Here is a 13,821-nt window from a genome sequence, read left to right as displayed (position 1 = left end):
CACTCTGTACGCCTGAGCCACGCGGGGCTCCACAACCAAGAACAACTGCCTGCCCCGACCGTCCACCGCTTGAAACCAGGGTGGCGGCCCTCATTTGCTCGCCACGGCGAGCCATCGTCTGTACCCACGGAGAAATCAACTTGAAACGCATCCTTCTGTTCGTCCTGACCAACGTCCTGGTGGTCGCGGTGCTCGGCGTCGTCGCCAGCCTGCTTGGCGTCAACCGCTACCTCACGGCCAACGGTCTCAACCTCACAGCGTTGTTGGGCTTTGCGCTGGTCATGGGCTTCGGCGGCGCGATCATCTCGCTGCTGATCAGCAAGCCGATGGCCAAGTGGAGCGCCGGCGTGCGCATCATCAACGAGCCGCAGTCGCCCGACGAGGCCTGGATCGTGCAGACCGTGCGCAAGTTCGCCGACAAGGCCGGCATCGGCATGCCCGAGGTCGGCATCTTCGAGGGCGATCCCAATGCCTTCGCCACCGGCGCGTTCAAGAACTCCTCGCTGGTCGCGGTGTCGACGGGCCTCTTGGCCAACATGACGCGCGAAGAAGTCGAGGCCGTGATCGGCCACGAAGTGGCGCACGTGGCCAACGGCGACATGGTCACCATGACGCTGATCCAGGGCGTGATGAACACCTTCGTCGTGTTCCTTTCGCGCGTGATCGGCTATGTGGTCGACGGCTTCCTGCGCCGCGGCAGCGACAGCACCGGCCCGGGGATTGGCTACATGATCACCACGCTGGTGCTCGACATCGTGCTCGGCTTCGCCGCCGCGATCGTGGTGGCCTGGTTCTCGCGCCAGCGCGAGTTCCGCGCCGACGCCGGCGCGGCCCAGCTGATGGGCCGCAAGCAGCCGATGATGAATGCGCTCGCGCGCCTGGGCGGCCTGTCGCCCGGCGAACTGCCGAAGGCGGTCGAGGCCATGGGCATCACGGGCAGCATCGGCAAGCTCTTTGCAACGCACCCGCCGATCGAAGAGCGCATTGCTGCGCTCCAAAACGCACCGGCCTGAGCTTCAGTGCCTGCATCAAAGCCGCCTTCGGGCGGTTTTTTTGAGCCGATCAAACAGCCCCGTTCGCCCTGAGCTTGTCGAAGGGCCGGCCCCGGCTTCGACAAGCTCAGCCCGAACGGTGGTGAGGGGGCTCAGGCCCGCGCAAGCACGCTGCGCGCGACCGCTTCCGCCACCTTGATCCCGTCGACGCCGGCCGAAAGAATGCCGCCCGCATAGCTCGCGCCCTCGCCGGCCGGGTAGAGGCCGCGCACGTTGAGGCTCTGGAAATCGTCGCCGCGCGTGATCCTGATCGGCGAGGAGGTGCGCGTCTCGACGCCGGTCAGCACTGCGTCGTGCAGATCGAAGCCCTTGATCTTTCGGCCGAAAGCGGGGAAGGCCTCGCGCATCGCCTCGATCGCGTAGCCGGGCAGGGCGGCGTGCAGGTCGGTCGGCGTCACGCCCGGCTTGTACGAAGGCTCGACGCTGCCGAGCGCGGTCGAGGGCTTGCCGGCGACGAAATCGCCGACCAACTGGCCGGGCGCGCGGTAGTCGCCGCCGCCGAGCACGAAGGCATTGGATTCGAGTTCGCGCTGCAGCGCGATGCCGGCAAGCGCGTCACCAGGGAAGTCGCGCGGATCGATGCCCACCACGATGCCCGCGTTCGCATTGCGCTCGTTGCGCGAGTACTGGCTCATGCCGTTGGTCACCACGCGGCCCGGCTCACTGGTGGCGGCTACCACCGTGCCGCCCGGGCACATGCAGAAGCTGTAGACCGAGCGGCCGTTGCTCGCGTGGTGCACCAGCTTGTAGTCGGCCGCGCCCAGCAGCGGATGGCCGGCATGCCGGCCCCAGCGCGCGCGGTCGATCAGACCCTGCGGATGCTCGACGCGAAAGCCGATCGAGAAGGGCTTGGCTTCGATGTGCACGCCGCGCGCATGCAGCATCTCGAAGGTGTCGCGCGAGCTGTGGCCGAGCGCCATCACCACGTGGTCGGCGCGCAGCTCGCTGCTCTCGCCTGTGCGCTGGTCGAGCACGGTCAGGCCGCGCAGCTGCCCGTCCTCGATCAGCACATCGGTCGCGCGCTGCTCGAAGCGGATCTCGCCGCCCAACGCAGTGATCTGCTCGCGCATGTTCTCGACCACCTTCACCAGCTTGAAGGTGCCGATGTGCGGATGCGCGACGTAAAGAATCTCGGGCGGCGCGCCGGCCTTGACGAACTCCTCCATCACCTTGCGGCCGAGGAAGCGCGGGTCCTTGATCTGGCTGTAGAGCTTGCCGTCCGAAAAAGTGCCGGCGCCGCCCTCGCCGAACTGCACGTTCGACTCGGGGTTCAGCACGCTCTTGCGCCACAGGCCCCAGGTGTCCTTGGTGCGCTGGCGCACGGTCTTGCCGCGCTCCAGCACGATCGGCTTGAAGCCCATCTGCGCAAGCATCAGCGCGCAGAAGATGCCGCAGGGGCCGAAGCCGACCACCACGGGGCGCAGCGGCAACCCAGCCGGCGCCTGGACCGGGGCGCGCCACACCATGTCGGGCGCAGCGCCGATGTGCGGATGTCCGGCGAACTTCGCGAGCAGCGCGGCTTCGAGCGCCGGGTCCGCGATCGTCGCGTCGACGATGTAGACCTGCAGGAGTTGCGGCTTGCGCGCATCGAAACTGCGCTTGAAGACCTTGAAGCCGGCGATCGCCGCGGCAGGCGTGCCGAGGGCCGTTGCGATGGCTTCAGGGAGTGCCGCATCGCCGTGGTCGAGCGGCAGCTTGATTTCGGAGATTCGGAGCATGGCTTTGAGGCCCGTGTCGATCGGGCAAAGGCTGTGGCCGGAACCTTGGATTGTAATACAATTCTGTATTACAGGAGCCTGATCATGACACTGTCGATTCGATTGCCTGCGGAAGACGAGACCCTGCTGGAGCGCGCGGCGGCTGCGTTGCACATCAGCAAGTCGGAGTTCATCCGCCGCAGCATCGCTGCCTACGCGGGCAAAGTGATGCCGGTCGAGCGCGCGGCGGCAGAGATCGATGCGCTCTATATCGGCAAGGGTGGTGGCCTGCGCCGTCCTGAAAGCGTTGCCAACCTGGCCAAGCGAGCGATCCTGGAGCGGCTGCGTGAAAAGCACGGATACGCTCGCTGACACGGGTTTCCTGGTCGCGCTGTTCAACGACGGCGATACGCACCACGCGGGCGCCGTCGGCATGTTGCAGCAACTCGCCGGCCAGCGTCTCTACACGGTCTGGGAGGTGCTCACCGAGGCCGGCCACCTGCTCGACGACACGGCTTGGCTCAATCTGCTGCGCTGGGCTGCCGCCGGTCGGCTGACGGTGCTGTCGAGCGACCCTGCCGATCTTTCGGAGATCGCCGACTTCACCGAGCGCTATGCCGACGGCGGTGCGGACCTCGCCGATGTCGCGCTGGTCTTCGCGGCCGATCGCACCGGCATCTACAACGTGCTGACTGTGGATCGCAAAGACTTCGATCGCTATCGCAGCCCGAGCGGAAAGCGGCTCAAGCGGCTCTGGCTGAAGGACTGAATCAGACTTCGACATCCCGCGAATTTCGGCGACCTTCCTTTGAACGATTGCACAAGTTGCGGAACCGACTACCGATAGCCGACCAGACAATCGCGTCGCTTCAACAAAGGGAGGATGGCATGCGCCATCGACGCACGGCGCTTTGCGCCACCTTGATCCTGGCCCATGCGATGGTGTTCGCGCAACCGGCCGACACCCTGCCGGCCGATGCAAGCTCGGCGATGCCCGAGGTCGTGGCGCCACTGCCGGCAGCCGGCGAAGGCGCCTCCGCTCCGAGCGCCGACCCCATTCAGGCGACACCCCCGAAGGTCGAGTTCTCGCGCGGCAGCTACCCAAGGCGCTCGCTGCCTGCGATCGGCCGCTCGACGAGGGGTTGAAAGACATGCTCTGAGGCTTCAAGCCGGCAGGAAGCCGTCGACCGACAGATAGCGCTCGCCGGTGTCGTAGTTGAAGCCCAGCACCACCGCGTTGGGTGCCAGTTCGGGCAGCTTCTGCGCAATCGCGGTGAGCGTGGCACCCGAGGAAATGCCCACCAGCATGCCTTCTTCAGCCGCGCAGCGGCGCGCCATCTCGCGCGCCGGTTCGGCATCGACCTGGATCACGCCGTCGAGCAGTTCGGTGTCGAGATTCTTCGGAATGAAGCCGGCGCCGATGCCCTGGATCGGGTGCGGCGACGGCGCGCCGCCCGAGATCACGGGCGAGGCGACCGGCTCCACCGCGAACACCTTGAGCTTCGGCCATTTCTTCTTGAGCACCCGCGCGCAGCCCGTGATGTGACCGCCGGTACCCACTCCGGTGATGAGCACGTCCAGCCCATCGGGAAAGTCGGCCGCGATCTCCTCGGCCGTGGTGCGCACATGCACCTCGACGTTGGCCGGGTTGTTGAACTGCTGCGGCATCCAGGCGCCGGGCGTGCCGGCGACGATCTCCTCGGCGCGCGCGATCGAGCCCTTCATGCCCTTCTCGCGCGGCGTGAGGTCGAAGCTTGCGCCGTAGGCGAGCATGAGGCGGCGGCGTTCGAGCGACATGCTGTCGGGCATCACGAGGATCAGCTTGTAGCCCTTGACGGCCGCGACCATCGCGAGCCCGATGCCGGTGTTGCCCGAGGTGGGCTCGACGATGGTGCCGCCGGGCTTCAGCGCGCCGGACTTCTCGGCGTCCTCGACCATCGAGAGCGCAATGCGGTCCTTGATCGAGCCGCCGGGATTGGCGCGCTCGGACTTGATCCACACCTGCTGCGTCGCTCGGCCGAACAGGCGCTGGATGCGGATATGCGGCGTGTTGCCGATGGTCTGCAGGATGCTCTGAGCTTTCATGGGTGATTCTTTCGTGGCGCGCGAAGCGGGCTGCCATTGTCGCGATAATCCATGGTGTGAAGCGCGCCAGACCGCCGCTGGTGCAAGTCTCGAAAGAGCGCACTGGAGGAAGGTCCGGACTGCACAGGACAGCGCAGGAGCTAACGGCTCTCCACCGCGAGGTGAGGATCAGAGCAACAGAGACGAGTCGGCCGGGGGCAACCCCGGTCGGGTGAAACGGGCAATCTCTGCGCGCAGCAACACCAAGTAGGCCAGCGTCGATGTGGTTCCGCAGAGCTGGCGGGTAGGTGGCACCGAGCCGTTTGGCGACAAACGGCCCAGAGTAATGGCGGTCACGTTGGGGGCAACCTCAACGCACAGAATCCGGCCTACAGGCGCGCTTCACACTTTTTTCGGGGTCGGCTTCTTGCGGCCGATCGCCACCAGCAGCGCGGCGACCAGCGAGAAGCCGATCAGCACGCCCACCGCATTGAGCGCGGTGCGGCCATAGCCCAGCGCACCCACGTCGATGAAGGGGTACGGATAGACCCCGGCGATCGCGCCGCGCACCAGTGCATAGACAAGATAGCCCAGCGGATAGGTCCACCAGTACGGGATGTCGCCCCCGCGCAGGCCGTGCGCGGGCACCGCGATCCACCAGTAGACGAGAAAGAGCACTGGCATCAGGTAGTGCAGCAGCACGTCGGCCAGCCACAGCAGGCCCTGCGGATTCCAGATGTGGCGCAGCACGAAAAAGTAGACCAGGCCCACCACCGCGATGTTGGCGCCGATCGCGCTCGCCACGCCGGGCCTTCGGAAGAAGCGCCACAACGCGCCTTGCGCAACGGTTGCCGCGGCCGTCAGTGCCAGCGCGGCGAGCAGGTTGGTCAGGATGGTGAAGTAACCGAGGTACATGAAGACGCCCCAGCCGGCCGGCCTCCCGCCGGCCGTGGCTAGCCCGATCGACAGCACCAGCTGCAGCGCGAGTGCGGCCCAGCCGATGAGTGCGGCTGCGGCGGCGAACCGGCGCACGGGCGTGGGCATCAGAAGCGCTCGTTCGGCAGCAGATAGCGCCACTGGCCGGGCAGCAGGCCCGCGAGCGGCACGCGGCCGATGCGGATGCGCTTCATCGCGAGGATGCGCAGGCCCGCCTCGTCGCACAGGTGAGCGATCTGCCCCGGCCGCGGACCTTTGATCGCAAAGCGCAGGCCGGTGTGGCCTTCGGCCTGCTGGCCGATGCTGACGCGCGCCGCAGCGGCGCGTTCGAGCCGCGCCAGCACATCGGGCCCGACCGGCCCGGCCACGTCGACCATCACTTCGTTCTCGAGGATGCCCGCGTCTTCCTGCAGCTTGCGCTCGATGCGCCACTCCTGCGTGAAGACCACGAGCCCGCTGGCGCCGGTTTCGAGCGGCGTCATGCAGCGCTGGGCCGCCACGTGGCGCGGCAGGAAGCGCAGGCCCGCGCGTTCGGGCTCGTGGTGGTTGGCGGGCACCAGCAGACGGTGCGCGTTGTCGGTCGGCGTGCCGGCCGGCTTGTGCAGGAGCAGCGTGACCGGCACCACCGGCTCGGGCCGCGCACCGCGCTCGATCTCGACCTGCTGGTGCGCGTGCACGCGCGTCTGCGGCAGCAGTGCCGGTTCGCCGTCGATGCGCACCGCGCCGTTCTCGATCAGCAGCTCTGCTTCGCGCCGCGAGCAACCGGCCATCGCGGCCACGCGCTTGGCCAGGCGGATGCCTTCGTCGCTATCGGTCATCGAGCTTGCGCCAGTTGCCGGATGCGTTCCACATGCGCGGCCAGGGAACGCGCGGCCACCGGCCACATGCGTTCGGGCACGTCGTCGTAGGCGAGCGGCAGCCAGTCCTCGGGTGTGCCCTGCGGCAGGCGCTGCATCGCGGCGGCGATCTTGGCCTCGCGCTTCAGGCGGTGCGCCTTCAGATACGCGATGGCGGCACGCGCCTCGCCGAGCACGTAGCCGTGCGCCGGCAGGATGAAGCGCACCTCGCCCTCGGCGCAGAGCGCATCCAGCCTGTCGAGCGAATCGAGGTACGCGTTCATGTTGCCGTCCGGCGGATCGACCACCGTGGTGCTGCCGTTGAGCACGTGGTCGCCGGAGAACAGGAGTCCGTCCTCCTCCAGCACCAGGCACAGGTGGTTGGCCGCGTGGCCGGGGGTGTGGACGGCGCGCAGCGTGTGCGTGGTGCCGTCCGGGCCGTGCAGCACCAGGCGTTCCTGGTCCTGCAGCGTGCGGTCCGGTGCGAAGCGCGCCGAGGCGCGTGCCGTCGGCGCCGAGGGCAGGCCGAGGATGGCCGGCTTCGATGCTGCGCACAACGCCTGCAGCGGCGCCGCGCCCGGCGAGTGGTCGGCATGCGAATGGGTGCAGACGATCATGCGGATGTCGCCGCCGGTCGCGCGGTGCAGCCGCTCGATGTGGCCCGCGTCGTTCGGTCCCGGGTCGATCACGATGTAGCCGCTGGCCGCATCGCCCACGATGTAGCTGTTGGTGCCGGGCCCGGTCATCGCGCCGGGGTTCGGCGCGGTCAGGCGCTGCACGTTCTTCAAGAGCGGCACCGGCGCCTCGCTTTGCCAGTCGAGCGCATGCACGATCTGGCCGTCGGGGCAGACCAGCGCCAGTTCCCCGTAGGGCGAGTCGCGCTCCATATAGCGCGCCTCCTGGCCGCGCAGCAGGCCGGCGCGCGGACAGCTGGTGAACAGCGGGCCTTCGCCGTCTGCACGGTGGGCGCAGGCGTCGAGCAGGGCGTCGACCGAGTCGTAGGCGGCCATGCGCTCCAGCGTGCGCACGGTCGGGAAGATCATGAGGAAGCCGCCCGCCTTGTGGCGCGCGAGCGCATCGGCCGGCCGCACCCAGCAGGGCTCGAACTGTTCGGTCTCGTCGGCCGTCGGCGTCTGGCCCTCGGGCATGCGCGCCACCAGGAAGGGCACGTCGAAGCGCTTGGGCAGGTCGCGGTCGGTGATCCAGTGCGCGAAGGTGAAGAGCTCGTCGGTCGCCAGCCGCAGTCCGCGCGCCGTGCACTGGTCGGCCAGGGCGATGGCGCTCGCGGCCGTGCTGCGGTCCATCGCCGCCACCTCTTCGGTACTCACGGGGCGGCCATCCTCGTGGTGCGCGAGCAGCACGCCGAGCTCCTCGAAGCTCTCGCGGACCGCGGCCACGGCCTGCGTGAGCTGCTGTTCGCTTTGCGTGGGCCGGCGCAAAGCGATGCGGTGCGCGGCGCGGTCGCCTTCGTCGATGCGGCCGCCGGGGAACACATAGGCGCCGGGCGCGAAGCTCGCGCTGGCGGAGCGCCGCGTCATCAGGACCTCGATGCCTTCGGGCGTGTCGCGCAGGAGCAGCACGGTGGCGGCGGCGAGCGGCGGCGCCGGTTCGCGCGGGGGATGGAGCTGTTGGGTGGGGCGGACCATGGGGCGCAATTATCGAGAGGCGATCAGAGAGCTGTGCTGCATAAGCTTCGACAGGGTTTCGCATGAGCCTCGCGCCACAATCGGCGCTTGCTCCATCCGCTTCGAAGGACAGTCATGCCCCATTCTCTCTCCAGCCGTTCGCGCCGTCTGTTCGCTGCCGCCGGCCTCGCCCTCGGCGCCTGCGCTGCGCCCGCTGCTCTTGCCCAGGCCGAGTGGCCGCAGCAACCCGTCACGCTGATCATGGGCTTCCCGGCCGGCTCGGGCGTCGACGTGGTGGCGCGCACGATCCAGGAGCCCTTGCAGCAGAAGCTCGGCCAGCCGGTGGTGATCGACTACAAGTCCGGCGCCGCCGGCAACATCGCGAGCGAGTACGTGGCGCGCGCCAGGCCCGACGGCTACACGCTTGCCTTCGGCACCGCCGCCACGCACGGCAGCAATGCGGCGCTCTACAAGAAGCTGCCCTTCGACGTCGAGGCCGACTTCGTGCCCGTGGCACCGGTGCTCGACGTCTCCAACGTGCTCACGATCAATCCCGAGGTGATCAACGTCAAGACGCTCAAAGAGTTCGTCGAACTCGTGAAGGCCAACCCCGGCAAGTACAACTATGCCTCCACCGGCAACGGCGCCGGCACCCACATGGCTTTTGCCGAACTCAACTCGCGCCTCGGCCTGCAGATGGTGCACGTGCCCTACAAGGGCGGGCCTGAGGCCATCGCTTCGGTGGTGCGCGGCGAGACCTGCTGCATCATGAACCAGGTGCAGACCGTGCTGCCGCAGTACAAGGCGGGCAAGGTGCGGCTGCTGGGCGTCACCACCGCCAAGCCGGTGGCGGCGGTGAAGGAAGTGCCGACCATTGCCGCGAGCGGCATCGCCGGCACCCAGGGCTTCGACAGCTCGATCTGGTTCGGCGTCTTCGCGCCCAAGGGCACGGATGCGCGCATCGTCGACAAGCTCAATGCCGCGATCAAGGCCGTGCTCGAACAGCCCGAGATCCGCGAGAAGTTCGAGGGCCAGGGCAACACGGTGCGCATCGAAACGCCCGCGCAGTTCAAGGCCACCGTTCACGCCAACCGGGTGAAGTGGGCCGAGGTGGCGAAGGCGGCGAACGTGAGTATCGACTGAGGAGGCGCCAGCCCCTTAGACGCATGCCGGGCTTCGGGGGTTGGATGCGACCCAGGCTCCTCCACGGCTGCGGGCGGTGTGCCCTGGGCCGGCCGTTGAGGCACTGCCGAGCGGCACAGCGGCAGGCGGAAAAAGGGCCGCGCGTGTTTGAGCGAAGCGAGTTTGCGCGGACCCCGCCTGTCGCGAGCAGCGCAGGGAAGCCCGAAGGGCCGGTGACGTCGGCCGGCACAGGGCACACCGCCCGCCTCCGCGCCCCCACATGTCAACAGAACCTATTCCCCGGCGCGCGAGCGCTTGAACTTCGCGATCTTCTCCTTCAGCTCCGTGTACTGCTCGCAGGGGAACCAGCAGAGCTTGTCGAGCGCCTTCAGGTGCTTCTCCGCGCCTTCGAGCTGGCCGACCTGCAGATAGGCCTCGCCCACGTACTCGTGTGCGTCGCGGTGGCCGGGGTTGAGCTGCAGGGCGCGCTCGTAGTGCTTGAAGGAGTTGTCCATGTCGCCCAGGTGGCGATAGGCGAAGCCCAGCAGGTTCCATGCGTCGGCATTTCTGGGATCGGTCCGGATGGCCGCCTGGAGCGGGGGCAGGGCTTCGGCCCATTGCTCGGCCTTGACGGCGGCCTGGCCGGCGCGGTAGTCGGGGTCCAGCTCTTGCTGCGACGGGCCGCCACCGCCCCCGCCTCCACCTCCACCTCCACCGCCCGCGGGCCATGCGGGCAGGCTCAGGCAAGCGAGACAGGCCATCGTCGCCAGGATCTTCTTGCGCATGATGTGCTCCTGATGAGTGCTCCGCCGCTCGCTCCCTATCGAATTCGAGTCCTGTCGGCCGCAGGTGTCAAGCGAGACTTCTCGCAGTTCGCCGGCTGCGCCGGTGCCTGAAATTCGCTAGGCTTTGTCTTGCGAGCGATCCCATCGAGCGCGGAGACAACGCGATGAGCCAGGGCGCACCTCTTCGTCTGCATGTGCCGGAGCCCACCGGGCGGCCGGGTCATGAGACCGATTTTTCCTACCTGCATATTTCGCGCGCCGGCCAGGTGCGGCGGCCGCCGCTGGACGCATCGCCGGCCGACACCAGCGACCTCGCCTACACACTGGTGCGCGTGCTCGACGACGAGGGCCGTGCCGTCGGCCCGTGGGTGCCGGAGGCGGATGCAGCCTTGCTGCGCCGCGGCCTCGTCGCGATGCTGAAGACGCGCATCTTCGACGCCCGCATGCTGATCGCGCAGCGCCAGAAGAAGATCTCCTTCTACATGCAGTGCCTCGGCGAGGAGGCCATCGCCATTGGCCATGCGCTGGCGCTGCAGCAGGGCGACATGTGCTTTCCCACCTACCGCCAGCAGGGCCTGCTGCTGGCGCGCGAGGACGTGTCGATGGTGGACATGATCTGCGAACTGATGTCCAACGAGCGCGACCCGCTCAAGGGGCGGCAGTTGCCGGTGTGCTATTCGATGAAGCGCGTCGGCTTCTTCTCGATCTCGGGCAACCTGGCCACGCAGTTCATCCAGGCGGTGGGCTGGGGCATGGCCTCGGCGATCAAGGGCGACACCCGGATCGCCTCGGGATGGATCGGCGACGGCGCCACCGCCGAGTCCGACTTCCACACGGCGCTGACCTTCGCCCACGTCTACCGAGCGCCGGTGATCCTCAACGTGGTCAACAACCAGTGGGCGATCTCGACCTTCCAGGCCATCGCCGGCGGCGAGGCCACCACCTTCGCGGCGCGCGGCGTGGGTTGCGGCATCGCCTCGCTGCGCGTCGACGGCAACGACTTCCTCGCCGTGCTGGCCGCCTCGCGCTGGGCCGCGCAGCGCGCCCGCAGCAACCTCGGGCCGACGCTGATCGAGTGGGTCACCTACCGCGCCGGGGCGCATTCGACCTCGGACGATCCCTCGCGCTACCGGCCGGCCGACGACTGGGCGCACTTCCCGCTCGGCGATCCGATCGCGCGGCTGGCGCAGCACCTGACGGGCATCGGCGCCTGGTCGCAGCAGGAGCACGAGGAGACGCAGGCGAAACTGGAGGCCGAGGTCAACGCCGCGCTGAAGGAAGCCGAGCGCTACGGATCGCTGGCCGATGGGCACCTGTTCAGCGCCGCGGCGATGTTCGAGGATGTCTACAAGGACATGCCGGAGCACCTGAAGCGGCAGCGCGAGCAGATGCAGTCCGGAGCAGCGTCATGACCGCCATGACCATGATCCAGGCCTTGCGTTCGGCGATGGACGTGATGCTCGAGCGCGACGACAACGTCGTCATCTATGGCCAGGACGTGGGCTACTTCGGCGGCGTTTTCCGCTGCACCGAGGGCCTGCAGGCCAAGTACGGCCGCTCGCGCGTGTTCGATGCGCCGATCTCCGAAGGCGGCATCGTCGGCTCGGCCATCGGCATGGGCGCCTACGGCTTGCGCCCGGTGGTCGAGGTGCAGTTCGCCGACTACTTCTATCCGGCCTACGACCAGATCGTTTCCGAAGCGGCGCGGCTGCGCTACCGCTCGGCCGGCGACTTCAGCGCGCCGATCACCATCCGCATGCCCTGCGGCGGCGGCATCTACGGCGGCCAGACGCACAGCCAGAGCCCGGAGGCGCTGTTCACGCACGTCTGCGGCGTGCGCACGGTGATGCCCTCGAATCCGCGCGATGCCAAGGGCCTGCTGATCGCCTCGATCGAAAACGACGACCCGGTGATCTTCCTGGAGCCCAAGCGCCTCTACAACGGCCCCTTCGACGGCCACCACGACCGGCCGCTGGTGTCCTGGTCGGCCCATCCGCTGGGCGAGGTGCCCGAGGGCTACTACACGGTGCCGCTCGAATCGGCCACCGTGTTCCGCCCCGGCGCCGACCTGACGGTGATCAGCTACGGCACCATGGTCTTCGTCTCGGAGGCGGCCGCGCGCGAAGCCGGCATCGATGCCGAGATCATCGACCTGCGCAGCCTGTGGCCGCTGGACCTGGAGGCCCTCGTCGCCTCGGTCAAGAAGACCGGCCGTTGCGTGATCGTGCACGAGGCCACGCGCACCAGCGGCTTCGGCGCCGAGCTGACGGCGCTGGTGCAGGAGCACTGCTTTCATCACCTCGAGGCGCCGATCGAGCGCGTGACCGGCTGGGACACGCCCTATCCGCATGCGCAGGAGTGGGCCTACTTCCCGGGCCCGGCACGCGTGGGCGCGGCCTTCCGGCGCGTCATGGAGAACTGAATGGGCACGCATGCGATCAAGGTGCCGGACATCGGCGAAGGCATCGCCGAAGTGGAACTGGTGGCATGGCGGGTCCAGCCCGGCGACACGGTGGCCGAAGACCAGGTGCTGGCCGACGTGATGACCGACAAGGCGACCGTCGAGATCCCGTCGCCGGTCGCGGGCAAGGTGCTTGCGCTCGGCGGCGAAGTGGGGCAGCAGATGGCGGTGGGTGCGGAGCTGATCCGCATCGATGTGGAGGGTGGCGACAACACCGGCGCGGCGCCGCCCACGCCCACGCCCGCGCCCGCGGCCACGCCTGCACCAGCACCAGCACCAGCACCAGCACCTGAGACCGCGCCGGCCGAACGCACGAGCCTGCCATCCACCGGCAAGCCGACTGCCTCGCCCGCGGTGCGCCATCGGGCCGCGGCGCTCGGCATCGATCTGCAGCAGGTGCCGGGCAGCGGCGTGGACGGCCGCATCCTGCACGAGGACCTCGACGCCTGGCTGGTCCGGCGGCCCGGTCCGCAGGCGGCGAGTGCGGCGCGCTATGCGCAGCAGGACGACGAGGAAGCCGTGCCCGTGACCGGCGTGCGCCGCCGCATCGCCCAGCGCATGCAGGATGCGATGCGCCGCATCCCGCACTTCACCTACGTCGAGGAGATCGACGTGACCGAACTGGAGCTGCTGCGCGCGCGGCTCAACGAACGCTGGGGCCGCGAGCGGGCCCACCTGACGCTGCTGCCGCTGATCGTGCGTGCCGTCGTGCTGGCGGTGCCGCGCTTCCCGCAGATCAATGCCCGCTTCGACGACGAGGCGGGCGTGCTCACGCGTCACGGCGCAGTGCACGTCGGCATCGCGACCCAGACCGCGGCCGGCCTCATGGTGCCGGTGCTGCGCCACGCGGAAGCGCGCGACCTGTGGTCCAGCGCGGCCGAGATTGCGCGCCTGGCCGAGGCCGCGCGCGCGGGCCGGGCCACGCGCGACGAACTGAGCGGCTCGACCATCAGCATCACCAGCCTCGGCGCCCTGGGCGGCATCGCCTCCACGCCGATCATCAACGCGCCCGAGGTGGCGATCGTCGGCGTCAACCGCATCGCGCTGCGCCCGGTGATGCAGGACGGCGCGGTGGTCGCGCGCCGGATGATGAACCTGTCTTCCTCCTTCGACCACCGCGTGGTCGACGGCCAGCTTGCGGCCGAGTTCGTGCAGGCCGTGCGGGCCTTGCTCGAATGCCCGGCCTTGCTCTTTGTCGACTAGGGCCTGTTGCAGTGTGTGACAGCGGCGCCCGCGACTCCTA

14 protein-coding genes and 1 other RNA gene are annotated in these 13,821 nt (G+C 68.6%); 9 read left to right on the top strand and 6 right to left on the bottom strand.

Annotation, left to right across the window (positions count from 1 at the left end):
* Positions 1-140: 140 nt before the first annotated feature.
* Positions 141-1,013, top strand: a complete 873-nt coding sequence (htpX, locus tag ACSQ9A_RS24145) for a protease HtpX (protein WP_436305485.1) — start codon at positions 141-143, stop codon at positions 1,011-1,013.
* 131 nt (positions 1,014-1,144) lie between these two features.
* Here the strand turns inward: htpX and ACSQ9A_RS24140 are convergent, their stop codons facing one another.
* Entirely contained in the window at positions 1,145-2,770 is a 1,626-nt protein-coding gene (locus tag ACSQ9A_RS24140) for an NAD(P)/FAD-dependent oxidoreductase (RefSeq protein ID WP_436305484.1), read from the bottom strand.
* Between ACSQ9A_RS24140 and ACSQ9A_RS24135 the strand changes: the two genes are divergently transcribed.
* From ACSQ9A_RS24135 to ACSQ9A_RS24125, 3 genes are all read left to right on the top strand, one after another.
* Positions 2,732-3,121 (top strand): ribbon-helix-helix protein, CopG family, encoded by a 390-nt coding sequence (locus tag ACSQ9A_RS24135; RefSeq protein WP_436305483.1) that lies wholly within the window; start codon positions 2,732-2,734, stop codon positions 3,119-3,121. The two genes, ACSQ9A_RS24140 and ACSQ9A_RS24135, sit on opposite strands and share 39 nt — an antisense overlap.
* Positions 3,096-3,518 carry a type II toxin-antitoxin system VapC family toxin gene (locus ACSQ9A_RS24130; RefSeq protein WP_436305482.1) on the top strand — a complete coding sequence of 141 codons (423 nt, stop codon included), beginning with the start codon at positions 3,096-3,098 and terminating at the stop codon, positions 3,516-3,518. Before ACSQ9A_RS24135 ends, ACSQ9A_RS24130 begins: the two co-directional genes overlap by 26 nt.
* A gap of 119 nt (positions 3,519-3,637) precedes the next feature.
* Positions 3,638-3,895: a hypothetical protein gene (locus ACSQ9A_RS24125; RefSeq protein WP_436305481.1), complete on the top strand. Its 258-nt coding sequence runs from the start codon at positions 3,638-3,640 to the stop codon at positions 3,893-3,895.
* A gap of 18 nt (positions 3,896-3,913) precedes the next feature.
* Here ACSQ9A_RS24125 and cysK read toward each other — a convergent pair whose 3' ends face one another.
* A complete protein-coding gene (cysK, locus tag ACSQ9A_RS24120) occupies positions 3,914-4,834 on the bottom strand; it encodes a cysteine synthase A (protein ID WP_436305480.1) in 921 nt (306 codons plus the stop codon).
* 58 nt (positions 4,835-4,892) lie between these two features.
* Between cysK and rnpB the strand changes: the two genes are divergently transcribed.
* Positions 4,893-5,221: RNase P RNA component class A (gene rnpB, locus ACSQ9A_RS24115), an RNA gene on the top strand.
* On the opposite strand, the gene ACSQ9A_RS24110 is transcribed toward rnpB, so the two are convergent.
* The 3 genes from ACSQ9A_RS24110 to ACSQ9A_RS24100 are packed head-to-tail and all read right to left on the bottom strand — an operon-like array spanning position 5,216 to position 8,231.
* A complete protein-coding gene (locus tag ACSQ9A_RS24110; RefSeq protein ID WP_436305479.1) occupies positions 5,216-5,857 on the bottom strand; it encodes a Pr6Pr family membrane protein in 642 nt (213 codons plus the stop codon). The genes rnpB and ACSQ9A_RS24110 overlap by 6 nt on opposite strands.
* On the bottom strand, positions 5,857-6,567 hold the full coding sequence (locus ACSQ9A_RS24105; protein ID WP_436305478.1) for an RNA pseudouridine synthase: 711 nt from the start codon (positions 6,565-6,567) through the stop codon (positions 5,857-5,859). The genes ACSQ9A_RS24110 and ACSQ9A_RS24105 overlap by 1 nt, the downstream gene beginning before the upstream one ends.
* Positions 6,564-8,231, bottom strand: coding sequence for an MBL fold metallo-hydrolase (locus tag ACSQ9A_RS24100; protein ID WP_436305477.1), 1,668 nt, complete (start codon positions 8,229-8,231; stop codon positions 6,564-6,566). Before ACSQ9A_RS24100 ends, ACSQ9A_RS24105 begins: the two co-directional genes overlap by 4 nt.
* 114 nt (positions 8,232-8,345) lie before the next feature.
* Here ACSQ9A_RS24100 and ACSQ9A_RS24095 point away from each other — a divergent pair, with 114 nt between their 5' ends.
* Positions 8,346-9,353 (top strand): Bug family tripartite tricarboxylate transporter substrate binding protein, encoded by a 1,008-nt coding sequence (locus tag ACSQ9A_RS24095; protein WP_436305476.1) that lies wholly within the window; start codon positions 8,346-8,348, stop codon positions 9,351-9,353.
* A gap of 272 nt (positions 9,354-9,625) precedes the next feature.
* Here the strand turns inward: ACSQ9A_RS24095 and ACSQ9A_RS24090 are convergent, their stop codons facing one another.
* Positions 9,626-10,117, bottom strand: a complete 492-nt coding sequence (locus ACSQ9A_RS24090) for a tetratricopeptide repeat protein (RefSeq protein ID WP_436305475.1) — start codon at positions 10,115-10,117, stop codon at positions 9,626-9,628.
* Positions 10,118-10,281: 164 nt separating this feature from the next.
* Between ACSQ9A_RS24090 and ACSQ9A_RS24085 the strand changes: the two genes are divergently transcribed.
* Genes ACSQ9A_RS24085 through ACSQ9A_RS24075 form a run of 3 tightly spaced genes read left to right on the top strand, consistent with a single transcriptional unit; the run spans position 10,282 to position 13,781 of the window.
* Positions 10,282-11,529, top strand: a complete 1,248-nt coding sequence (locus ACSQ9A_RS24085; RefSeq protein ID WP_436305474.1) for a 3-methyl-2-oxobutanoate dehydrogenase (2-methylpropanoyl-transferring) subunit alpha — start codon at positions 10,282-10,284, stop codon at positions 11,527-11,529.
* The gene (locus tag ACSQ9A_RS24080; RefSeq protein ID WP_436305473.1) at positions 11,526-12,539 is read left to right on the top strand and encodes an alpha-ketoacid dehydrogenase subunit beta; all 1,014 of its coding nucleotides are present in this window, start codon (positions 11,526-11,528) and stop codon (positions 12,537-12,539) included. The genes ACSQ9A_RS24085 and ACSQ9A_RS24080 overlap by 4 nt, the downstream gene beginning before the upstream one ends.
* Entirely contained in the window at positions 12,540-13,781 is a 1,242-nt protein-coding gene (locus ACSQ9A_RS24075; protein WP_436305472.1) for a dihydrolipoamide acetyltransferase family protein, read from the top strand.
* Positions 13,782-13,821: the final 40 nt, after the last annotated feature.

Origin of the sequence: Variovorax sp. LjRoot290, assembly GCF_964253985.1 — a bacterium.
Lineage (GTDB): Bacteria > Pseudomonadota > Gammaproteobacteria > Burkholderiales > Burkholderiaceae_C > Variovorax.
This window is presented reverse-complemented; position numbering and strand designations above follow the sequence as displayed.